Raw genomic sequence first — 2,228 nt, forward strand, 5'->3', positions numbered from 1 at the left:
GTGAGCTTGGTCTTACTGTACCTTTCCTTGGCGGTGACGGCTGGGATTCGGTTAAACTTCCGGAAATTGCTGGCGCACAAGCTTTAAATAATACCTTCTTCAGTAATCACTACTCGCCTGATGATAATAGCCCGGCGGTGCAAACGTTTGTTGAAGCTTATAAAAAAGAATACAATCAAACTCCAGACGCTTTTGCGGCTCTATCCTATGATGCTACCATGATGGTTATTGAAGCCATAAAACGTGCTAACAGTGCTGATCCTGTCAAGATCAAAGATGAATTGGCCAAAACCAAAGATTATCAGGCAGTTTCCGGTTTAATCACTTTTAATGCCAATCATGATCCGATTAAGAGCGCTGTAATTATTGAGATGAAAGACGGCAATAAAACCTTTAGAGAAAAGGTTAATCCTTAAATAAGGTGTGTTGCGTTCCCTGTGGCCGGAGTTTTTGCTCCGGTCATCCGGACCAACCGGCCTTTCATATACACTATATATTATTTGAAAATGGAGAGGGGAGAGCGCATTGGAATCTTCAAACTTTATCGCACAGATTGGACAACAATTAATTAATGGTATATCCCTGGGCAGTATTTATGCGCTCATAGCATTGGGTTATACTATGGTTTACGGTATAATCAGGTTGATCAACTTTGCTCACGGCGATATTTATATGGTGGGCGCCTATGCAGGGTTTTTTGCTACCACGGTATTTAAATTTTCCTTTGTACCAGCACTGATTTTTGCTATGACTGTTGCCAGTATTTTAGGTATGGTTATCGAAAGGGTTGCGTATCGTCCACTAAGAAGCGCACCTAAAATTGCCATATTAATTACAGCTATTGGTGTATCGTTGTTTTTGGAATATGGCGGAATGCTTATGGTGACACCACAGCCGCGAACCTTCCCGGCAATATTTACTGCGGAGGTTTATAATTTGGGCGGCTTGGTGATTAATAACCAGCAAATCGTCATTTTGGGGGTATCCCTGCTACTGATGGTCACTCTGACCTATGTCGTACACTATACCAAAATGGGCAAGGCTATGCGTGCTGTGTCCTTTGATACCGATGCCGCCCGTCTCATGGGTATTGATGTTGATAAAGTAATTTCATTTACGTTTGGTATTGGTTCAGCGCTAGCGGCTGCGGCTGGCGTACTTGTTGGTATTTACTATAACTCCATTGATCCGCTCATGGGCATTATGCCAGGTCTAAAGGCCTTTGTTGCCGCCGTTCTGGGTGGTATTGGCAATATCCCGGGCGCTATGCTTGGCGGTACGATTTTAGGTGTTATTGAAGCATTAGTCAGCGGCTTCTGGTCTTCCACGTTCCGGGATGCAGCAGCTTTTGCCATCCTGATTATTATTTTATTATGGAGACCGGCAGGCCTCTTGGGTAAAAATGTCCGGGAGAAAGTGTAGGTGACAGGCCATGAATAATAAAACAAAAACAGATATGAAGGCATTATTGGCCTGTTTTCTCGGATACGCTATTATCCAAGGTCTAATGCTGGCAGATATCATTGGTTCGTTTTGGCAGCTTAATATAATTTTAATCGGTATTAATATTATTTTGGCCGTAAGCCTTAATCTTATTAATGGTTTTACTGGTCAGTTTTCCATAGGCCATGCTGGATTTATGGCTGTCGGTGCCTATGTAAGTGCTGTGCTTACGGTGAAAATGCAATTGCCGTTTTTGGTTGCGATTATTGGTGGTGCGATGGCAGCCGGGGTATTGGGTTTTGCCATTGGTCTGCCGACGTTGCGATTAAAAGGCGATTATCTGGCAATTGCAACCTTAGGGTTAGGCGAAATTATCCGGATTTGTATTTTGAACATCCAATATGTTGGTGGCGCTTCCGGTTTTATGGGGATTCCACGTTATACTGATTTTACTTGGGTATTTGTGTTTGTTGTATTTACCGTATTTGTCATTAAAAACTTTGTGAATTCAACACATGGGCGGGCTTGCATATCGATTCGCGAGAACGAAATTGCAGCAGAAGCCATGGGTATTGATACAACAAAATATAAAGTATTAGCCTTCACCATCGGGGCAGCTTTTGCTGGTGTGGCTGGATCGCTATTTTCGCATTACTTTTATATTGCCCATCCAGCCTCTTTTACTTTCATGAAATCGTTTGATATTTTGACAATGGTGGTATTAGGCGGTCTGGGCAGTATTACTGGCAGTATTACCGGCGCTGTTTTGTTGACCTTTGTATCGG

Annotated in this window: 3 protein-coding genes; all 3 read left to right on the top strand. The window is 42.9% G+C overall.

What is annotated here, in order from left to right; translation table 11 throughout:
• On the top strand, window positions 1–416 hold a 416-nt coding region (locus AC29Z1_RS12345), incomplete at its 5' end, for an ABC transporter substrate-binding protein (protein WP_488271765.1).
• A 109-nt stretch (window positions 417–525) separates the two neighbouring features.
• Window positions 526–1,422 carry a branched-chain amino acid ABC transporter permease gene (locus AC29Z1_RS12350; RefSeq protein ID WP_488271766.1) on the top strand — a complete coding sequence of 299 codons (897 nt, stop codon included), beginning with the start codon at window positions 526–528 and terminating at the stop codon, window positions 1,420–1,422.
• A 10-nt stretch (window positions 1,423–1,432) separates the two neighbouring features.
• A partial coding sequence (locus tag AC29Z1_RS12355) for a branched-chain amino acid ABC transporter permease (RefSeq protein ID WP_488271767.1) occupies window positions 1,433–2,228 on the top strand: 796 nt, incomplete at its 3' end.

The organism is Sporomusa sp., from assembly GCF_057736855.1.